The sequence below is a fragment of the Massilia sp. 01N410 genome (assembly GCF_056399665.1).
The window spans coordinates 117,088-131,474 of sequence record NZ_JBFTRV010000016.1 but is presented as its reverse complement, the minus strand read 5'-3'; the positions used below and the strand labels follow the sequence as shown (position 1 = coordinate 131,474).

The following is a 14,387-nucleotide window of genomic DNA, read 5'->3' as shown; positions in this document are numbered from 1 at the left end:
AATCCTTCATGTCTGGAGCGTCGATTATCCGGGATTTCGGTAGCGCATGCCGGGCGGCGGCGCGAGCATGCGGTTTTCACAAGGAGAGACCGCATGCAATTGCCCGCCAACGCCGCCCTGATCGTGATCGACGTCCAGCAAGGCTTCCTCGATCCGCGCTGGGGCCAGCGCAACAACCCGGCTGCCGAGGAAAATATCGCCGCGCTGCTGGCCACCTGGCGCGTCGCGCGCCGCCCGGTGATCCACGTGCACCACGCCTCGGCGAGCCCGAACGGCGCCTTCCGCGCCGACACGCCCGGCTTCGCCTTCAAAGCCCAGGCGCGGCCGCTGGATGGCGAACCCGTCGTCACGAAGTCGGTCAACAGCGGCTTCATCGGCACCGACCTGGAACGGCGGCTGCGCGAGGGCGGCATCGATACCGTGGTGCTGTGCGGTCTCACCACCGACCACTGCGTGTCGACCACGGCGCGCATGGCCGGCAACCTGGGCTTCAACACCATCGTGGTCGGGGATGCCTGCGCCACCCACGAGCGCACCGGTCCGGACGGCCGCCACTACACGGCCGAGGCGATGCATGCCACGGCGCTGGCCAGCCTGAACGGCGAGTTCGCGCGGATCGCCTCGACGGCGGCCATGCTGGGCGCATAGTTTGAGCCGGGCTCGCAGGATTATGTGAAGTTTTCGTGTAAATTGATGGAATTGATGATACTCTTGAGAATCATCAATTTCTAATTGGAAATTTCATGTTTGTCCTGCGCCGCCTCGCCATCCTCTGTTCAGCCGTCTGCGCCAGCCATGCCCACGCCGGCGTGATCAACCTGACGGCGCCGATCGGCGGCGCCAACGTCTATGCCATCCACGACTTCTCGGCCTATTCGAGCGACGTCGAGGGCGCCATCGTCGCCGGCGGCAACGTGACCCTGCAGAATTACTCGGTCAACGCGAAGAACAAGGATGCCTTCGGCGCCAGGGACATCGCGGTGGCCGCGGGCGGCAAGCTGAAGCTGAGCAATGGCTCGATCAACAATGGCGTGGTGTATGCGGGCGGGACGACCTCGCTCACCTCGGCGCCGGCCGTGAGCACGACCGCGACCAGTCCCGTCGATTTCGCCGGGGCCGAGGCTTACTACAAGACGCTCGCGGCCTCGCTGGCCCAGCTCGACCCGACCGGCAGCGTGAGCGCCTTGTGGAGCGGGGTGAGGGTGAAGGGCAGCGGCGCGGGCAGCGTGGACGTGTTCAATGTGCCGGCCTCGATGTTCGCGACTTCGAGCAGCTGGACCCTGGAGAACCTGACGCCGGGCCAGACCCTGATCTTCAACGTCAGCGGTTCGGCCGGCACCTTCAATAACGGCGGCATCAGCTTCACGCCGCTGGGGAACTACAACGTGCTGTTCAACTTCTACGAAGCCAGCAGCCTGAACGTGAAGGGCGTGATCGGCAGCGTGCTGGCGCCTTATGCGACGGTGAGCGAGAACTGGGGCCAGGTCAACGGCAACGTGGTCGTCGACACCTGGGCCTCGACGGTGCAGATCAACGCCAACCATTACTTTACGCCGGTCGAGGTGGCCGCCTTCACCATGGGTGGCAAGAATCCCGGCACCACCCAGCCCGGCGGCGGCATCAAGCTGCCGGTCGACAATCCGGTCGATGTTCCGGGCCAGCCGCCGGTCAAGACCCCGTCCGCCGACGTGCCGGAACCGGGCAGCGTGGCGCTGCTGCTGGCCGGCCTGGCGGCCGCCGCGCTGGTACGCCGCCGCCAGGCCTGAAAGAGGATCAGGCCAGGGCGCGCACCGCGCGGCGCCCGTGGGCGAGCATCGCGCACGCCAGCACCAGGCCGGCGCCGGCCAGGCCGGCCGCCACCCACTGCGGCGAGGCATAGGAGAAGCCCAGGGTCAGCGGAATGCCGCCGAGGAAGGCGCCCAGGGCATTGCCGATATTGAAGCCGGACTGGCCCAACGAGGAGCCCAGCATCTCGGCTTCGCGCGAGTGCTCGATCAGCAGCATCTGGATCGACGGTCCCAGCGCCAGCGCATTCGCACCGACCAGGAAGGCCAGCACCACCATCGCCGCTTGCGAAGACGCCAGCACGGCGTTCAGCAGCAGCAGCACGATCATCGATGCCAGCAGGATCTGGATCGCGCGCAGGGGATGCACGCGGTCGGCCAGCCTGCCGCCAAAGTGGACGCCCGCCGTCATGCCGACCCCGACCACGATCATGATCATGGGAATCATGTCGGCGTGGAAGCGGGTGACCTCGGTGAGCAGCGGCGCGATGTAGCTGAGCCAGGCGAACAGGCCGCCGGTGCCGATCGAGGTGATGCCCAGCGCCAGCCACAGCTTCGGGTTGCGGAAGATGCGCAGGTCCTGGGCCAGGCCGGCGCGCCGGCTGCCCTCGAAGTAGGGGATGATTTTTTGCGTCATGAAGGCGGTGGCCAGGCCGATCAGGGCGACGATCAGGAACACGATGCGCCAGCTCATGTGATGGCCCAGCCAGGTGCCGGCCGGCACGCCGACCACGTTGGCGATCGTCAGGCCGGAAAACATGCTGGCCAGCGCCGCCGCTTCCTTGCCCTTGTCCGCCAGGCGCGTGGCGACCACGGCGCCGACGCCGAAGAAGGCGCCATGCGGCAGGCCCGCCAGGAAGCGGAACAGCATCATCGTGTGGAAGTTGGGCGCGAAGGCCGACAGCGCATTGAAGGCCGCGAACATCAGCATGAACCAGACCAGCACGCCGCGTGGCGGACGATGGCCGAGCATGCTGACCAGGGTCGGCGCACCGACGACGACGCCGACGGCATAGGCCGAAATCAGGTAACCCGCTTGGGGAATCGAAATATTCAGGCCGGTGGCGACGTCGGGCAGGATGCCCATCATGACGAATTCCGTCATGCCGATGCCGAAACCGCCGAGGGCCAGTGGGGCCAGGCTCTTCTTGATCACGTGTTTTCGCTTTGTAATGACAGCCTGCCACGCAAAACAAGCGGCAGGCGGAACGCTGAGGAACCGGCCATTATCGCGCTACACAGTGGGAGAGTCCGCTTTCGAGTGGTGATGACCGGTATAGCCGGGCATGATAGCGATATCAACGGGGGGCTGCCGGCGCTTCGTCGATCCAGGCAACGCGTCCGCTGCCCGCTTCGTTCAGGCGGGCGATCAGCGGATCGGCCTTGTCCACCGGCATCCGGAACGCGAACCCGACCTGGTCCGCATGCTCGACCTGCTCGAGGGTCGCCCCGGCCAGCTCCAGTTCGCGCCGCACCAGTCCCTCGAGCGGGTAGGGCACGGCGCAGTGCAGCAGGCGCTGGCGGATGATGGCGATCTTGTCCGCCTTCAGCAGGGCCTGGGCAACGCTGTCGGTATAGGCGCGCACCAGTCCGCCGGCGCCCAGCTTGACGCCGCCGAAGTAGCGCACCACGGTGGCCAGCACGCCGTCGAGGTCCTGGTGGCGCAGCACGTCCAGCATCGGGCGTCCGGCGGTGCCGCTCGGCTCGCCGTCGTCGACCGCGGCCGACTGTCCGCCGGCCAGCAGCGCCCAGCACACGTGGGCGGCGCCCGGGTGTTCCGCGCGCAGGGCCGCCACCACTTTTTGCGCGCCGGCGCGGTCCGGCATCGGCTGGACGCAGGCGATGAAGCGGCTCTTCTTGATGATGAGCTCGTGGTGGACGGGGGTGTGGATGGTCTGGGGCATGGGCGTGGGGCCTGGAACGGCTGAAAACAAAAAAGCCAGCTCGAAAGCTGGCTGATCTGCTACTGCTTGTTCGTGGTAGGCCGTGCTGGGCTCGAACCAGCGACCAACGGATTAAAAGTCCGCTGCTCTACCAACTGAGCTAACGACCCGACGGCCCGCATTATAGCGGCTCGGCAGCGTCAGGCCAAGACCTTTCGTGTGGGAAATTGATTCTAGCTCGACTGTGATACGAAAAAAGAATCACACAGCAATAAATCGTGTATTGGACAAATCACAGGACCTGCGGCACTCTGGTCGTTCATTCGATCGCCGTTCCGAGGAGACAGCATGCCGACCTACCGTTCCCGTACCACCACCCAGGGCCGCAACATGGCCGGCGCCCGTGCCCTGTGGCGCGCCACCGGCATGAAGGATGGCGACTTCGAGAAACCGATCGTTGCCGTGGTCAACTCCTTCACCCAGTTCGTGCCCGGCCACGTGCACCTGAAGGACCTCGGCCAGATGGTCGCCCGCGAGATCGAGGCGGCCGGTGGCGTGGCGAAGGAATTCAACACCATCGCCGTCGACGACGGCATCGCCATGGGCCACGGCGGCATGCTGTACTCGCTGCCTTCGCGCGACCTGATCGCCGACTCGGTCGAGTACATGGTCAACGCCCACTGCGCCGACGCCATGGTCTGCATCTCGAACTGCGACAAGATCACCCCGGGCATGCTGATGGCCGCGATGCGCCTGAACATCCCGGTGGTGTTCGTCTCCGGCGGCCCGATGGAAGCCGGCAAGGTCATCAAGACCGTCGACAACGGCCAGAAGATCATCAAGCTGGACCTGATCGACGCCATGATCAAGGCCGGCGACCCGACCCAGTCGGACGCCGACGTGCTCGAAGCCGAGCGCTCGGCCTGCCCGACCTGCGGTTCCTGCTCCGGCATGTTCACGGCCAATTCGATGAACTGCCTGGCCGAGGCCCTGGGCCTGGCGCTGCCCGGCAACGGCACCATCGTCGCCACCCACGCCGACCGCAAGGAACTGTTCCTGCGCGCCGGTCGCCTGATCGTCGACCTGGCCAAGCGCCATTATGAAGGCGACGATTACTCGATCCTGCCGCGCTCGATCGCCAGCAAGGCCGCCTTCGAGAACGCGATGACCCTGGACGTGGCGATGGGCGGCTCGACCAACACCGTGCTGCACCTGCTGGCCGCGGCCCACGAGGCGCAGGTCGAATTCACGATGGCCGACATCGACCGCATCTCGCGCAAGGTGCCCTGCCTGTGCAAGGTGGCGCCGATGACCGACAGGTACCACATCGAGGACGTGCACCGCGCCGGCGGCATCTATTCCATTCTGGGCGAACTGGCGCGCGCCGGCCTGCTCGACACCTCGGTCTCCACCGTGCACAGCCCGAGCCAGGGCGAGGCGATCGAGAAATACGACATCCGCCGCAGCGACGACCCCGCCGTGCATCGATTGTTCCGCGCAGCGCCGGGCGGCGTGCCGACCCAGGTCGCGTTCTCCCAGGCCGAGCGCTTCGAGGACAACGACATCGACCGCGCCAACGGCTGCATCCGCGACCTCGCGCACGCGTATTCGAAGGATGGCGGGCTGGCGGTCCTGTACGGGAACATCGCGGAGAAGGGCTGCATCGTGAAGACGGCCGGCGTCGACGAGAGCATCCTGAAGTTCTCCGGCAAGGCGCGCGTGTTCGAGAGCCAGGACGATGCCGTCGAAGCCATCCTCGGCGACCAGGTGGCGGCCGGCGACGTCGTCATCATCCGCTACGAAGGCCCGAAGGGCGGCCCCGGCATGCAGGAGATGCTGTACCCGACTTCGTACATCAAGTCCAAGGGCCTCGGCAAAGCCTGCGCGCTGTTCACCGACGGCCGCTTCTCGGGCGGCTCGTCCGGCCTGGTGATCGGCCACGCCTCGCCGGAAGCGGCGGAAGGCGGCGCGATCGGCCTGGTGGAAGAGGGCGACATGATCGACATCGACATCCCGAACCGCACCATCGACCTGCGCGTGTCGACCGAAGAGCTGGCGCATCGCCGCGCCAGGATGGAAGACCGCGGTGCCGGCGCCTGGCAGCCGGTCAAGCGCGAGCGCGTGGTGTCGCAGGCGCTGCAGGCGTATGCGGCGCTGACGACGTCCGCCGACCGCGGCGCGGTGCGCGATCTGTCGCAGCTGAAACGCTGATTCCGCTTCAGGCGCTCAGTCCAGGAAGCCGCGCCCCGGCAGCGGGCCCGTCGAGAACATTCGAGGCGGATGCCCGCCGGGCGCGCGGTAGTATTCGACCACGAGCCTCCGGGTGTCGTCGCTCCGAGGTGGCTGGAACTGGATCGAGATGTCGCCGTCCGGGGATGCGAAGCGATCCGGCCCGACCAGCAGCAGCTGCTTTTCCTGGCCGGCGCCGATGCGGACGTAGAGCGTGTCCTCGAGGCTGAAGAGGTGGGCACGGTAGCCGTCGCTGAGGCCGTAGAGGCCTTCGGCCTCGGCGGCTTCCTGGGCGCTCGGCCGGCGAGGATAGTCGGTAGAAGTGGCGCAGCCTGCACCGCCCAGCAGGGCGACCAGGACGGGAAGTGAGGCGCATAGGTAAGCTCGCATGATTCCCCCAAGGTAAAAACTCTGGCGTAAATCAAAACGGCCCGCTATAATGCGTGCCTTCTTCGGGTCGTTAGCTCAGTTGGTAGAGCAGCGGACTTTTAATCCGTTGGTCGCTGGTTCGAGCCCAGCACGGCCTACCAAGATTCAAGAAAACGCCAGCCTTCGGGTTGGCGTTTTTTTTTCGGCTGCCGTGCCGGCGTCAGCGTTGTGCCAGGGTGGCCGTGACCACATACCTGACGGCCAGACGCTGGTCCGGCACATAGGTCATCAACATCTCGTCGCGGTTCTCGCCGCGATTGAAATCCATCGTCACATTGCCGTCGCGTGAAACGAACTTGTCCGCCGAAACGGCAATCATCCGGATCGGACGCTGGCGGTCGATTTGCGCCACGATGCCGGTGGCCGCTTCGCCTACCTTCAGGCGCCAGCCGTTGGACATCGCGTAAAGGCCGGTAACCGCCTCGGTCTCGTCATCGCTGAGGCGGAATGGGGCCGTCACCTGCACCGTGGCGATCGATGCGGACGTGTCGGGTGGCGGATAATTGCTGGACTGGGCACCGACATTCGATGCCAGCAGCAGGGTGGCAGGAACTGCCAACAATGAGAGGCGCATGATCGCTCCTTCGCAAAACATCGGGGTTTACCGCGATACTGGTCTGACCAGGAGCGGTAAACCCAGTGTAGGACGATGCTCACCAGCCTCAAGCCATTTGCGAGGGCTATCACGAAACGGTCGCTATCCCGCAAAACCCAGATCAATAAGAAATGACCCAAAATTTGCGGATTTTGCTGGATTCTGTATCGTGATTCAGTCTTTCGAACCGGGGGTGATCGACTTGCTGACCTTGCCCTGCTCGTCCAGCATCCGGATCTCGGCTTTACCATCCGCGGAGACCAGCAGCAGCATGCGCGTGCGCCCTTTTGCATCCTTCAGCTGCAGGCTCGAATCCCTGTCGCGGGTATTGCCCAGCCAGATCCGGTTTTCGCTCAACCGCCCTTCGTCGGACAGCTTTTTCCAGTAAGCGCGCTGCTCCGCTTCCGTCAGCTTGCCGCTCTCCTGGCCGAAGCGCTCGATGTCAGACATCGAGGTTACCCTGAAGTTCGGTACATCGTTGATTTTGATACCCGTCATCTGGTGCGTGGCGCTGTCATTGTTCATCAGCTGCAGCGCCTGGTCCTGGCGGAAGCGGTCGAAGGTCAGCGAGAGCCCGGAAGAGATCCTGCCGTCGGCGTCGATGCTGCCCTTCTGGATCAGGCCGCCGTTTTCCGTGCCTTCCTCATTGATGAACAACATGCCGGCAAAGGAGCGGCGATCCGGACGCGCGCCTTCCTTCCCCTGCTGGAAATCGCCGGGAAACTGGGCCTTGTTGGAGATGACGATGCGCCTGGTGCCGTCGGGCTCGACGATATTGATGCGCCCGACGGTGATCTCGTCGAAGCTTTCGTGACGGAGCGGGCTCTTGGCGCCGGTCAGGGTCACGATGGCGGCCAGGGCGGCGGCCATGGTCGTGGCGCCGGCGAAGAAGCTGCGAATCTGCGACATTGGATCTCCCTGTTTTGATGAGTGACGCTGGTTTTAGTGAAGCTTGTTTTTCAGGCGGCGCAGCCGCCATTCGATGAACAGCCCGGCAAAACCGCAGACGAACACGATCGCGCCGAGGTATTGCAGGATGCGGTTGCCTGCCGCCTGCACATATTCCGTGTGGAGCAGGTCGAAGCGGCGGCGGCCCTTGTCCACCTTGTCGACATACACGGTGCCGCGGTAGTCCGGCGATTCCACGGTGATAGGCCTGGCCCGGCTCGACTGGAATTCCTGCAGCGCCTTCGCCATTTCTTCGTAACTGATGATCCTGGCCTGCATCTTGAGCAGCAGGATTTCCTTGTGCTTCTCGAAGATGTTTTCCGCCTCGCCCGGAAGAATCACGCCGGGCGATTCATACTTGTAGAGCCTGTTCGAAAAGAAGATGCCGTCGTTCGCCGCCAGCATCAGCGCAAACCCGAGCACCCAGGCTGCCGCCGAGCCGTACAGCCACTTCTTGGTATCGTTGACCTGTGCGACCACCGCATTGGCGCTGAACTGGCTGACGGCGGGGATATGCCGCAGCGTCGTCGCCAGCACGTCCTTGTCCACTTCCTTCAAAAATGCCGCCTCGTCCATTCCCAGTCCGGTAAGGATGGTCGCGAACATCTCTGCCGAGGGCACGGATTTGTCGTTTTCCAGCTTGGAGAGATAGGACTGCTCGATGCCTGCCGCCTGAGCAAATTGCGGCTGGGTCAGGCCTTGTTCGGTGCGGATCTGCTTGAGTCGTTCGCCAAAATTCATGACAACCTTTCCTGAACATCGTTGGAATGGCCGTATTCTTGGCTATTCATGCAAGACTTGGAAGATGAATATGCGCGAATAGTGATGAATTTGATAAAAACCCGGTTGCAGCGCCGACCGGAGATGGGCGCTCTGACGCGAAAGGGGCTTAGCAAAATACCGCCGAGCCGCTATAATGCCGGCCTTCGGGTCGTTAGCTCAGTTGGTAGAGCAGCGGACTTTTAATCCGTTGGTCGCTGGTTCGAGCCCAGCACGGCCTACCACGAATTCGCAGTAAAACAAGACGCCAGCCTTCGGGTTGGCGTTTTCGTTTGCGCAGCCATGCCAGGCCGATTTCCGTATCACGAACCGCCCGCCAGATGCCCGCCTTCGCCTTCCCAGTTGGCGACTTCATAGGGCAGGTCCTGGCCGGGTGGACGGTAGGTGCCGGTCCTGGTCACGGCCCGGTCGATTTCCTGGGCCGTCAGCAATACCGTGGTCTTGCAGCTGGTGACGCCGGCGGCGTTCACCCTGAGCGACAGGGCCGCGGCGCTCGTGTTGTCGGGCAGTTCGCCGATGATGATGACGTCCCTGTCGCCGAACACGTAATAGAAGGCTTCCACTGTGCCGCCGAGCGAGGCGAACAATTCGTCGACGGCCTCGCGCCGCCGCGTGCCGCCTTCCTTCATCAGGCCATTGATGCCTTTGCTGAGATAGTTCGCTTCCACGAGATACTTAGCCATGTCTGTCTCCATCCGGATGTCCAGCAATTGACCACTTCCCGCGCGCGGCGGCATACTATCCGCCGCATCGACGTATGTATGACGCTAACAATTCGTGACAGCTTTGGCAATAGCGAACTGTTATCCTTTTCCCGATCCAGGCAAAAGGGGGAAGAAGACATGAAAGCGTTCGGTTTCGCATTGGCCGCGGCAGCCTTGGCCGGCGGCAGCGCCCAGGCGCAACTGGCGGATCCGGCATCCCAGGCCCGGCTGCAGTCCATGCCTGCGCCGGAAGCCAAGGCATTCGCCAGGATCCCTGCGCCCTTCGAGCGCGCCTATGTGGTCAACGAGGGTGAGCATCCCTTTACCGGGCTGTTCGACGGCTGGCGCAGCGACCCACGCCTGGCCGCCGGCATCAACCTGAACCGCTATCTCGCGCTCGAGATGGGTTACCGCGAACGCAAGGACCGCGGCTTCCACGCGATCGACCCGCGCGATCCGCTGGATACGACCGGCGCCCTCGGCACCAAAGGTTTCCACAGCTATTTCTCGGTGAAGGCGACGGCGCCGATCACCGATAAATTGTCGGCCTACGGTAACCTGGGCATTGCCTACAGCGAGCGCCGCGGGGCCGATGCCCTGGGCAAGAACGAGCCGAACACCGACATCGGCCCCTACGCCAGGCTCGGCGCGCAGTACAAGCTGAACGACAAAGCCTCGGTGACCGTGGAAAGCCAGAACTTCGGCAACACGTCCCAGAAATGGGGCAATGACACCAATGCCAATGGCGTGAACGCCAAGCTGAAACTCGGCTTTTGAAGCGTTGGCGAGATCTGCGGTTCTACGACAGTGCGGACGTGACCTTTAACACCTCTTCCGCCGTCGTTACCCCTTCCACCACCTTGTAAGCACCGGCAATGCGCAGCGGTTTCATGCCGTCCGCGACGCTCTGCTGGCGCAGCGCCGCCAGGTCCGTCACTTCCTGGATCAGGTGGGTGAAGTGTTCCGTCACCGTCGCCAGTTCGTAGATGCCGGTGCGGCCGCGAAAGCCCGTCTGGCGGCATTCGGGGCAGCCGACCGGGCGGTAGACCGTGGCCGGCTTCGGGATCTCCCAGGCGCCGCCGACGCTGTTCCAGACCTCGTCGCTCAGTTCGCCGTCCGGGCGCTTGCAGTGCGCGCACAGGGTGCGCACCAGGCGTTGGGCCATGATGCCGCTCAGCGTCGAGCCCAGCAGGTAATAGGGCACGCCCAGTTCCAGCAGCCGCATCACGCTCGAGGGCGCGTCGTTGGTGTGCAGGGTCGACAGCACCAGGTGGCCGGTCAGGGCGGCCTGGATCGCCATCTCGGCCGTCTCCAGGTCGCGGATCTCGCCGATCATGATGATGTCCGGGTCCTGGCGCATCAGCGCGCGCACGCCGTCGGCGAAGGACAGGTCGATGCCGGGCTGGACCTGCATCTGGTTGAAGGCCGCTTCCACCATCTCGATCGGGTCCTCGACCGTGCAGACGTTCACTTCGCTGGTGGCCAGCGCTTTCAGGGTCGTGTACAGGGTCGTGGTCTTGCCCGAGCCGGTCGGTCCCGTCACCAGGATGATGCCGTGCGGGCGCCTGGTGAGCGCGTCCCAGCGCTGGGCGTCGTCGGGCGGGAAGCCCAGTTCCGGCAGGGTTTTCACGACCACTTCCGGGTCGAAGATACGCATCACGAGCTTTTCGCCGAAGGCGGTCGGCATGGTGGACAAACGCAGCTCGACCTCTTGCCCGCCGCTGGTCCTGGTCTTGATGCGGCCGTCCTGCGGGCGGCGCTTTTCGATGACGTCCATCCGGCCCAGCAGCTTGATGCGGGCGGTCATCGCGATCATCACCACGGCCGGCACCTGGTACACCTGGTGCAGCACGCCGTCGATGCGGAAGCGGATCACGCCGGATTCGCGCTTCGGTTCCAGGTGGATGTCGGAGGCGCGCTGGTCGAAGGCGTAGCTCCACAGCCAGTCGACGATGTTGACGATGTGCTGGTCGTTGGCGTCGACCTGCTTGTTGGTCTTGCCCAGTTCGACCAGCTGCTCGAAGTTGTTGCGCAGCGCGAGGTCCTGGCCGCTCGACTTGTTGGCGTCGCGGATCGACTTGGCCAGGCTGAAGAACTGCGAGATGTACTGGGCGATGTCGAGCGGATTCGCCACCACCAGTTCGATGCGCCGGCGCGAGATGCGGCCGATTTCGTCCTGCCACTCGGTGCGGAAGGGATCGGCGGTCGCCACCACCAGGGCGTCGCCCTTGAGTTCGACCGGCAGGATGTTGAAGCGCGCCGCATAGCTGGCCGACATCACGTCCGCCACCTTCGTGAAATCGATCTTCAGCGGATCGATGCGCAGGAAAGGCAGGCCGACCTTGTCCGCACACCATTCGCTCAGCAGGTCCAGGGTCAGCAGCCGGTGCGGCGGCCTGCTTGATACGATCTTGCACTGGGCGATCGCCGTCAGCGGATGCATCGAGCCCACCGCATTCTTGAGGATCCCCTGGGCCTGGGCGAAGTGCGGCTTGACCGTCGACTTTTCGACGATGCCGTCGGCCAGCATCCACGAAAAGATGGTCTGCAGGTCGAGCGCCCTGGGCTTGCCGGACTTCGATGCGGCGGTCGGGGCGTTCATTTACCTTCCTGCAGTCCCTTGACCCAGGACTTGGCCGGCAGCTTGGTGGCGGCCACGATCTGGGCGGCGCGGGCGGCCAGGCGCTCGGGGTCGAGGTCGGGCTTGTTCTTGAAGCACAGCGCGACCACGTTGCCTTCATGGACTTCGGGCAGGCAGATCACGGTGTCGAAGGCGAAGCGCATGGCCTTGATGTTCTTCTTGAAGCTCGGATGATCGCCGAACAGGTTGACGGTCATGATCCCACCCTCGGCCAGGCAGGCGTTGCAGGCCTGGTAGAACTCGGGCGTGTCGAGCACCGGGCCGCGCGCGGTGGCGTCGTAGAGGTCGCACTGCAGGACGTCGAAGGCGTCGTGGTTGGCGTTGTCCAGCACGAAGTCCATCGCATCCATTTCCAGCACCTGCAGGTGCTCGTCGTCGGAAGGCAGCTTGAACATCGACGAGCAGATCGCGATCACCGACGGATTCAGTTCGACCGCGGTGACCAGGGCTTGCGGGAACTGGCGGTAGCAGAACTTGGTCAATGTAGCGGCGCCCAGGCCCAGCTGGGCGATGGCGCGCGGCTGTTCGATGAACAGCATCCAGGCCATCATCTGCTGCGCGTATTCGAGTTCCGGCCAGTCCGGTTTGCGGATGCGCATCGCGCCCTGGACCCATTCGGTGCCGAAGTGCAGGTAGCGCACGCCGTCCTGTTCGGACAGGGTGACGGGAGCGAATTTCGGCTTGCGCGCGGCAGGTTTGGTTTTCGATGCGGCGGCGGGCGCGGAAGCGGGGCGGCGCGAGGATTCGGCCAGTTCGATGGATTTGCGTTTGATGAGCATAGGACGACCTGAAGGGAACATCCTATTATCGGGGGGAGGCTTCCCCAGTGCAAGCAACGCACCGGGGAAGGGCAGCAGGCTGATGCTGCGGAGGCACTGACGACGCGGAAGAGGAGGGGGTCCGCCGCGCCGGTAGAACTTGTTGCCGAGGCTTACTGGTACTGGTCCGGCTCGACCGACACGCGCAGGCGGACGCGGTTGCCCGGATCGCGGTTCATGACGGTGTTGAAGGTCTGGCCGCGGTAGTTGTAGGTCACGTCGTAGCCGTTGGTGCGCTGTTCGACGGATTCCACGGTACGGCAGCGCTGCACGGCCTGTTCCTGGGTGCCGGCGTAGCCGCCGCGGCCGTCGTTCTCGACGTGGTCGCCGACCATGGCGCCGGCGATCGCACCGGCTGCCGCCGCGGCGACCTTGCCGTTGCCGCCGCCGACCTGGCTGCCCAGCAGGGCGCCGGCGATGCCGCCGACCACCGTGCCGCCCTGGCCGCGCTGCTGCTGGACCGGGGCCTGCACGTAGTCGGTGCGGCATTCACGGCGCGGGGTGCGGATCTGCTCGACGCGTGGCTGCACACGCACGACTTGGCCGAAATCTTCGAAGTCGCCAGCCTGGGCCAGCGGCAGGGCGCAGACGCCCACGGCGGAAAGAATCAGTTTGGCTTTGAAGTTCATGTTCATACCTCGTTTTGGTGTGCTTGGTGTGCTTGGTGTTCTAAATGGGTTCGATACTTACTGCCATGACTGAATGTTACCGCTAGTCGACTGGATGGAGCGATCCGCGTGGCAACAAAATGTAACAGCCATACAGACAGGTCACAGAGTGAAGATCTGTGTAAAAAGCCTTAATTCAGGCTGAAATGGCTCGACAATTCTTACAAATGTGCTCTGCGCGTCCATATTCGGGTTGATCTGGATACCACAAAACGTTACCCTTACGGGACTAAGGGTTTTAACGGCAGGAAACTAGAGGGGAACTTGAGGATTGAGGGGAAAATGAGTTTGTTGATGAGAGTGCCGCCTAATCTTGTGCAGTCGATCCGTGCCTATCGCGCTACGGAACTGCAGAAGGAAGCAGGCCGCCTTGGCCATCACTTCCTCTATGCGCATTGCGCCAACGCCCTCACCAAGCAGCAAGTCTGCGCCCGCATCGGCGAGCAGTTTACCTTCCCCCGCCAGTGCAGCAAGAATTTCGAAGCGTTGCGTAATTGCATCACCAACGTGATCGCCGAAGCCGGCCCCCAGCCCGGTTTCATCGCCGTCCTCGACCAATTGCCGAATACGCAAAAATTCGACAAGGAAGCCCGCGAAACCCTGCTCGACGTATTCCGCGACGCCGCCGAATTCTGGGCCGAGAAAAAAGTCCCGTTCCGCGTGTTTTATTCGTTTGAAGAGCCGCAATCGCCGCAATCGGTGGGATGGGTTGGGGCTCGGCCGTTTGAATAGTGCCGCTTTCGCGAGGAGCTTTTCCCGGCCCTGCTTTGGATGACTTAGTGGTGGCGTTGACGTTGGCCCATCAACCTCGGGTTAAAACAGCGTGGCTGGAACCTGTTGAGGTCTGGATAATCATATTTAGAGCTCGTAACTTCATTCCTTGAGCGCCACTTGCATCCTGAATCTCA

The 14,387-nt window shown here is 63.7% G+C and carries 15 protein-coding genes and 3 tRNA genes; 7 read left to right on the top strand and 11 right to left on the bottom strand.

Features of this window, described 5'->3' with window-relative positions; genetic code table 11:
• The first annotated feature begins 93 nt into the window (after positions 1–93).
• On the top strand, positions 94–648 hold the full coding sequence (locus AC1DOP_RS20210; protein WP_477252994.1) for a cysteine hydrolase family protein: 555 nt from the start codon (positions 94–96) through the stop codon (positions 646–648).
• A gap of 95 nt (positions 649–743) precedes the next feature.
• On the top strand, positions 744–1,766 hold the full coding sequence (locus tag AC1DOP_RS20205) for a choice-of-anchor A family protein (RefSeq protein ID WP_442124630.1): 1,023 nt from the start codon (positions 744–746) through the stop codon (positions 1,764–1,766).
• A 7-nt stretch (positions 1,767–1,773) separates the two neighbouring features.
• Here AC1DOP_RS20205 and AC1DOP_RS20200 read toward each other — a convergent pair whose 3' ends face one another.
• From AC1DOP_RS20200 to AC1DOP_RS20190, 3 genes are all read right to left on the bottom strand, one after another.
• On the bottom strand, positions 1,774–2,940 hold the full coding sequence (locus AC1DOP_RS20200; RefSeq protein WP_442124631.1) for an MFS transporter: 1,167 nt from the start codon (positions 2,938–2,940) through the stop codon (positions 1,774–1,776).
• A gap of 142 nt (positions 2,941–3,082) precedes the next feature.
• A complete protein-coding gene (locus AC1DOP_RS20195) occupies positions 3,083–3,688 on the bottom strand; it encodes an IMPACT family protein (protein ID WP_442124632.1) in 606 nt (201 codons plus the stop codon).
• A gap of 73 nt (positions 3,689–3,761) precedes the next feature.
• Positions 3,762–3,837, bottom strand: a tRNA-Lys gene (locus tag AC1DOP_RS20190).
• Positions 3,838–4,015: 178 nt separating this feature from the next.
• On the opposite strand from AC1DOP_RS20190, the gene ilvD reads away from it, so the two are divergent.
• The gene (gene ilvD / locus AC1DOP_RS20185; protein WP_477252991.1) at positions 4,016–5,878 is read left to right on the top strand and encodes a dihydroxy-acid dehydratase; all 1,863 of its coding nucleotides are present in this window, start codon (positions 4,016–4,018) and stop codon (positions 5,876–5,878) included.
• Positions 5,879–5,893: 15 nt separating this feature from the next.
• Here the strand turns inward: ilvD and AC1DOP_RS20180 are convergent, their stop codons facing one another.
• The gene (locus AC1DOP_RS20180; RefSeq protein ID WP_477252989.1) at positions 5,894–6,286 is read right to left on the bottom strand and encodes a hypothetical protein; all 393 of its coding nucleotides are present in this window, start codon (positions 6,284–6,286) and stop codon (positions 5,894–5,896) included.
• A 64-nt stretch (positions 6,287–6,350) separates the two neighbouring features.
• Here AC1DOP_RS20180 and AC1DOP_RS20175 point away from each other — a divergent pair.
• A tRNA-Lys gene (locus AC1DOP_RS20175) sits at positions 6,351–6,426 on the top strand.
• A gap of 59 nt (positions 6,427–6,485) precedes the next feature.
• Here the strand turns inward: AC1DOP_RS20175 and AC1DOP_RS20170 are convergent.
• The 3 genes from AC1DOP_RS20170 to AC1DOP_RS20160 form a co-directional block, all read right to left on the bottom strand.
• A complete protein-coding gene (locus AC1DOP_RS20170) occupies positions 6,486–6,899 on the bottom strand; it encodes a hypothetical protein (protein ID WP_477252987.1) in 414 nt (137 codons plus the stop codon).
• A gap of 195 nt (positions 6,900–7,094) precedes the next feature.
• Positions 7,095–7,829 carry a hypothetical protein gene (locus AC1DOP_RS20165; RefSeq protein WP_442124636.1) on the bottom strand — a complete coding sequence of 245 codons (735 nt, stop codon included), beginning with the start codon at positions 7,827–7,829 and terminating at the stop codon, positions 7,095–7,097.
• A gap of 33 nt (positions 7,830–7,862) precedes the next feature.
• Complete coding sequence (locus tag AC1DOP_RS20160; protein ID WP_442124637.1) at positions 7,863–8,609, bottom strand: helix-turn-helix domain-containing protein; 747 nt, start codon at positions 8,607–8,609, stop codon at positions 7,863–7,865.
• A gap of 187 nt (positions 8,610–8,796) precedes the next feature.
• On the opposite strand from AC1DOP_RS20160, the gene AC1DOP_RS20155 reads away from it, so the two are divergent.
• A tRNA-Lys gene (locus AC1DOP_RS20155) sits at positions 8,797–8,872 on the top strand.
• A 78-nt stretch (positions 8,873–8,950) separates the two neighbouring features.
• Here AC1DOP_RS20155 and AC1DOP_RS20150 read toward each other — a convergent pair.
• A complete protein-coding gene (locus AC1DOP_RS20150; RefSeq protein ID WP_442124638.1) occupies positions 8,951–9,331 on the bottom strand; it encodes a GYD domain-containing protein in 381 nt (126 codons plus the stop codon).
• A gap of 159 nt (positions 9,332–9,490) precedes the next feature.
• Between AC1DOP_RS20150 and AC1DOP_RS20145 the strand changes: the two genes are divergently transcribed.
• A complete protein-coding gene (locus tag AC1DOP_RS20145; RefSeq protein WP_442124639.1) occupies positions 9,491–10,129 on the top strand; it encodes an outer membrane beta-barrel protein in 639 nt (212 codons plus the stop codon).
• A gap of 22 nt (positions 10,130–10,151) precedes the next feature.
• On the opposite strand, the gene tfpB is transcribed toward AC1DOP_RS20145, so the two are convergent.
• From tfpB to AC1DOP_RS20130, 3 genes are all read right to left on the bottom strand, one after another.
• Positions 10,152–11,954 carry a type IV pilus assembly ATPase TfpB gene (gene tfpB / locus AC1DOP_RS20140; RefSeq protein WP_477252984.1) on the bottom strand — a complete coding sequence of 601 codons (1,803 nt, stop codon included), beginning with the start codon at positions 11,952–11,954 and terminating at the stop codon, positions 10,152–10,154.
• On the bottom strand, positions 11,951–12,772 hold the full coding sequence (locus AC1DOP_RS20135; protein WP_477252982.1) for a spermine/spermidine synthase domain-containing protein: 822 nt from the start codon (positions 12,770–12,772) through the stop codon (positions 11,951–11,953). The genes tfpB and AC1DOP_RS20135 overlap by 4 nt, the downstream gene beginning before the upstream one ends.
• Before the next feature lie 152 nt (positions 12,773–12,924).
• Positions 12,925–13,440 (bottom strand): glycine zipper 2TM domain-containing protein, encoded by a 516-nt coding sequence (locus AC1DOP_RS20130; RefSeq protein ID WP_442124642.1) that lies wholly within the window; start codon positions 13,438–13,440, stop codon positions 12,925–12,927.
• 321 nt (positions 13,441–13,761) lie between these two features.
• Between AC1DOP_RS20130 and AC1DOP_RS20125 the strand changes: the two genes are divergently transcribed.
• Entirely contained in the window at positions 13,762–14,211 is a 450-nt protein-coding gene (locus tag AC1DOP_RS20125) for a barstar family protein (RefSeq protein ID WP_060567075.1), read from the top strand.
• Positions 14,212–14,387: the final 176 nt, after the last annotated feature.